The sequence below is a fragment of the Brachyspira sp. genome, assembly GCF_050873525.1.
In the GTDB taxonomy this organism is placed as follows: Bacteria; Spirochaetota; Brachyspiria; order Brachyspirales; family Brachyspiraceae; genus Brachyspira.
On record NZ_JBNMIZ010000185.1, the window covers coordinates 1 to 5,293 of the forward strand.

The 5,293-nt window shown below is 32.1% G+C and carries 5 protein-coding genes; all 5 read left to right on the plus strand.

Going from position 1 to position 5,293, the window contains the following annotated elements; translation table 11 throughout:
• Positions 1 to 213: 213 nt before the first annotated feature.
• On the plus strand, positions 214 to 840 hold the full coding sequence (locus ACR0QS_RS10665; protein WP_432633430.1) for a hypothetical protein: 627 nt from the start codon (positions 214 to 216) through the stop codon (positions 838 to 840).
• A gap of 33 nt (positions 841 to 873) precedes the next feature.
• Positions 874 to 2,550: a LysM peptidoglycan-binding domain-containing protein gene (locus ACR0QS_RS10670; protein WP_432633431.1), complete on the plus strand. Its 1,677-nt coding sequence runs from the start codon at positions 874 to 876 to the stop codon at positions 2,548 to 2,550.
• 171 nt (positions 2,551 to 2,721) lie between these two features.
• Entirely contained in the window at positions 2,722 to 3,201 is a 480-nt protein-coding gene (locus ACR0QS_RS10675; RefSeq protein ID WP_432633432.1) for a hypothetical protein, read from the plus strand.
• Positions 3,202 to 3,232: 31 nt separating this feature from the next.
• Positions 3,233 to 4,591 (plus strand): PhoH family protein, encoded by a 1,359-nt coding sequence (locus tag ACR0QS_RS10680; protein ID WP_432633433.1) that lies wholly within the window; start codon positions 3,233 to 3,235, stop codon positions 4,589 to 4,591.
• A 15-nt stretch (positions 4,592 to 4,606) separates the two neighbouring features.
• On the plus strand, positions 4,607 to 5,293 hold a 687-nt coding region (tilS, locus tag ACR0QS_RS10685), incomplete at its 3' end, for a tRNA lysidine(34) synthetase TilS (protein ID WP_432633434.1).

The window sequence follows — 5,293 nt, forward strand, 5'->3', positions numbered from 1 at the left end:
ATGTTAATTTTTTTAAAAATTTTTAAAATTTTTTTTAATAATTTTAAATAAATCGCTTGACTTTTTTTATTATTATAATACTGTTAACATATTATAAATTGTATAAATTATAAAAAATAAAATTTATGAAACGATAAAAATAATTTGATTTTTTATTTATTGATATAATTTATGGTTTTAATTTAATATAAAAAACGGAGGATTAATCTCATTATGAATTCTAAAAATTTTAAATTCAAAACGATTCTTATCATGATATTTGTTTTGTCGGTTGTCTCATGCGGACTTCCTAAAAAAGAATATCAAAGAGTAACGGCTTTAAGAGATACGGTTAATAAATATACCGAAATTAAAACTTTTGCTCAAAGCGACTACGATATAGCCGAACAAGGTTATGCCGAAGCGGATATTATAATGAAAGAGGAAAATAAAGACGAGGCAAAAAAAGCGAAGCAGTTATTATTGGAAGCGGAAACCAATTATAATTTGGTAATGGATAAAGGACTCGAACCTTATTCGGAAATCGTAAAAAAACAAATGGACGAATCTTTTACGAAGGCTCAAGAGATAAAAGCCAATATTATGTATGCGGACGAATATAATAAAGCCGAAACTATGTATCAGGAAGCAAATTCTCTTTATAATGCCGAAAATGGAAATAAAGATTATAAGGTTTTAGTAGAAAAATTATATAATACCAAAGAAGCTTATTTGACTTTGTATAATAAGGCTAAAGAAGATTTTGATAAAAGCGATGAAGCTTTAACCAAAGTAAAAGAAAGATTGGCAAATTTGGAAAGTATGATTAAAGAAATAGAAGCGTTAGAAAAAGAACAATAAATTATTTAATAATTTTTTCAAGGAGAAATTAAAATGAATATAAAAAAATTAATATCATTTATAGCTTTAATATCTTTCAGCTGGTCCGTTTTATTCGCTCAAACTTATGAAGATTCTGCAAGAATAACGGAAGAAGCGGAAACTTTGCAAAATGACGGAGAATATCAAAAATCTTACGATAAATCGCAGGAAGCGGCGGATTCGATAGACCAAACGACAACGGATTTATTTTATAGATTAATGAATTTAAGAATAAATAAAGCGAAAAACGATGCGGAAAAATCGATAAACGAAATTAATCAATTAGGCGCGTCAAAAGACAATCAATTTAAGGCAAAATACGAAGAAGCGGTTAGATATTTCAACGAAGGCAATAATTCTATAGATTCTTTGCCTTCCGCCGACAATACGGCTCAAAACGAAGAAGAATTTATAATCGCATCCAACGATTTTAATACGGTTTATTTATCTTATAGTAACGCGCTCGCCTCCGCAAATACGGTAAAGGAAGGTTATTTGACAAGAGAGAGAACAACCGCCACAAAAACCGTAGCGGACGCAAAAGCAAAATATAACGCCGCATTAAACGCTAAAGTATTAACCGCGGGAGATGCGAATGGAAAAGCCGTAGCGGGTTTTTTAGGTAAAGCGGACGAAGCTTTAAAAGCCGATAATTTTGCAAGCGTTCAGCAAAATGTAGCCGCCGCGTTAGCCGCATTGAGTAAAGCGGAAGCCGCCGCTAAGGCAAAAGCCGAAGCGGAAGCAAAAGCGAGAGCCGCAGCAGCCGCGAAGGCAAAAGCTGACGCGGAAGCTAAAGCGAGAGCGGAAGCAAAAGCAAAGTCGGATGCGATAGCGAAAGCCAAAAGCGATATAGACAACGCTCAAAAGAAATATGACGCGTTAGTAAGAGATAATACGATAGTAAAAGGCGATGATAACGATAAAAGTATTTCGGCGCTATTAAACGAAGCAAATAGAGTATTACAAAACGACCCTAAAACGGCAAGCGCCAGAGCATTAACGGCGTCAAATAATATGGATAAAATCGTTTCGGATAGAAGTTCCGCTATCGGAAGAGAAGAAGATTTAAGAAACTTGCAGGAATTGAAAGATAGACGGGAAAGATTAATTAACGAAGGATATATAACTAGAGACAGCGATGAGGATAAAAATCTCTCTCAACTTATAGCCGAAGCTGAAGACGCTTTGAATAAAAATAATAGCGCTTTGGCAAGAGATAAAATGCAGCAGGCGAATCAATCTCTAAACGCCATACAGGAAAGAGGACCGCAAAGAGCGGGAGACGGCGATGTGGTTATAGGCGACAGAGGAAGAAATAACCAAACGGGACAAATAATAGATGGAGGAACTACCGCTAATCAACCAGTCAATACGGAAGGAAAAATAACCGTTCTTCCTCAATATTATATAGTCGTTAGAAGAGTTCCTTTAACGGACGCCTTATGGAGAATCGCTGGCTACAGTTATATTTATAATAATCCTATTCAATGGTATAGAATATACGAAGCGAATAGAAATATATTGAGAGACCCCGACAATCCAGATTTGATACTACCGGGACAGAGATTGATTATTCCAAGTCTTAACGGAGAGCAAAGAAGCGGACAGTATGACCCTCAATCCGATTATATAACTTATGACGAAGCTATGCAGTTAATGAGGGAACAGCAGAACGCAAATAACGAATAAGCTTTTACTTCAATACTCTTTTCATATATAGAATAGTCATGCATTATTTAATGTATGGCTATTCTTATTTTTTATAATTTTTTATAATATAAAACCGTAATTAAAACGATTGACTTTTTTACTAATGAATTTATTATATATAGACAATTATTTATCGAGGTTTATAGTCTAATGAATGAAACTGATAATATTATAAAAGTATGCATGAACGAAGAAGAACTTGTAGAAGCTTTATATTCTGACGAGGATATTATATACGCGGAAGCTTCTTTTGGCAAAAAAATCGCTAATATAAAAAATACGGGAAAAATAGCTTGGGGCGTCCTTATCGGCGGAATCATAGTCGCGGTGACGGCGATAGTTTCGTCAAAAAAATTAAGCAAAGGAAAAACGGTTTTAATTTCTTCAATAGCGGCAATTCCTTCGGCAAGCGTGGCGATACTTTATATAGGACTTCCAGCGACTCTTTCGCTAATTCAAATAATGATTTGCGCTTATAAAAAATACGGCGGAATAAACGCGGCAAAAGATATAGTTTTAAAATTAAGAAACGATTATTATATAGCCGAAAAAGACAGAGAAAAATTCATTCTAAAAAAAGTTGCGGGCGAAGAAGTGAAAGAAGTAAAAATTGCGGAAATAAAGAAATAAATTATATTATAATATTTATAAAGGATTAATAATGACTGAAAATTTTCTTCCTAATAAAAAAGTATTCGTTTTCGACACAAATGTTATACTGCATGATTTTAAATCGATATTTTCGTTTGAAGAGACAAATATTGTTATACCGATTATAGTGCTTGAAGAAGTCGATAAATTCAAAAAAGGAAGCGACACGATTAACTTCAACGCGAGAGAATTTATAAGAGAACTTGATACGCTTTCGGAAAATAGCGAAGATAAAGACATATTTACAAATGGAGTAATTCTTCCAAATAAAAGTAAAGTGTTTATAGATGTAAATAACGAAGATTTGAGCGATAAAGAGAGAGAAGATTTTGGCAGAATATTTTTTGGAAATATTCCCGACCATAAAATTCTTTTATCCGCTTATAATATTAAATGCAAAAATTTAAGAGTCGTTCTTATAACTAAAGATATTAATATGAGAATGAAAGCGAGAAGTTTGGGAATAAATACTCAAGATTATAATACCGATAAAATAGAAAAATTATCTTCGTTATTCACAGGAATTGAAAATATCTCGGGCGATAACGCTAAAGTATATATTGACGAACTTAAAAATAATCACGAAATCGGAATTAAAAGCGAATATTCCATTTATCCGAATACTTATTTATGCTACAGAATAAACGAAGAAGATGAAGCGATAATTGGAAAATATAAAGAAGATACAAACAGCATTATTCATGTAAATACCGATATAAGCGCTTATGGAGTAAAACCTCGAAACGAAGAGCAGGCTATGGCTTTGGATATTTTGCTTGATAATAGCGTTCCTTTGGTTACCGTTATGGGAAAAGCTGGAACGGGAAAAACTCTTTTGGCTTTGGCGGCGGCATTGGAAAAGAGAAGAGAATACAGACAAATATTGCTCGCTCGTCCTATTGTCGCTTTGTCGAATAAAGATTTGGGATTTTTGCCCGGCGATGTTAATAGCAAATTAGAACCTTATATGCAGCCTTTATTTGATAATTTATCCGTTATACAGCATTTGCATTCTGACGATAGCGATGAAAGTAAAAATATAAGAAAAATGCTTGAAAATGAAAAAATAGTAATCTCTCCTTTGGCTTATATAAGAGGAAGAAGTTTGAATAAAATTTATTTCATAGTTGACGAGGCTCAAAATCTTACCCCGCATGAAATAAAAACTATTATAACGAGAGCGGGAGAAGGAACTAAAATCGTATTTACGGGAGATATTCATCAAATTGACACTCCTTATTTGGATGAAAGAAATAACGGACTTACTTATTTGATTGACAGAATGAAAGCGGAAGTTTTAAGCGGAACTGTGACTTTGGAAAAAGGCGAACGTTCAAAACTTGCCGAACTTGCCGCTAATGTTTTATAAATTTTAATTAAAAATATGCTAAATGAAATTAAAAATTTTTTAGTAGAAAATATAAAAGATTTAAATAAAAAAACTTTAGCTGTCGCATATTCTGGAGGAATCGATTCCCAAACTGCGCTTCATATAATTTACAAATTAAAAAAAGAACTCGGATTTAACCTTATAATTATTCATATCAATTATAATTTGAGAGGAGAAGAATCAAAAGAAGATGAATCATTTGCCCGAAATATTGCAAAAAAATATAATTTAAATATTTATATAAAAGAAATAAAAGAAGGAAGCTATGATAAAAAAAATATTCAAAACGAAGCGCGAAAAGACAGATACGAATTTTTTGGAGAACTTTATAATAAAAATATTTTCGATTATTTGATTATCGCTCATAATAGAGACGATTTTGCGGAAACAATAATTTATAGAATGATTAAAGGAACGGGAACGGATATTTATAACTGCCTGAAAAAAAAGAATAATTATATTTTAAGACCGATGCTCGATTTTTATAGAACGGATATTGAAAATTATGCGAGAGAAAATAATTTGGAATATAGAGAGGATTCTTCAAATAAAAAAAATAAATACGCGAGAAATAAAATAAGAAATTTAATTATTCCAATGCTTGAAACGATTAATAAAAAATCGAAAGACAATATAATAAAATTTTCAAAAAGAATTTATTTGGAAAATGCATTTTTAAGA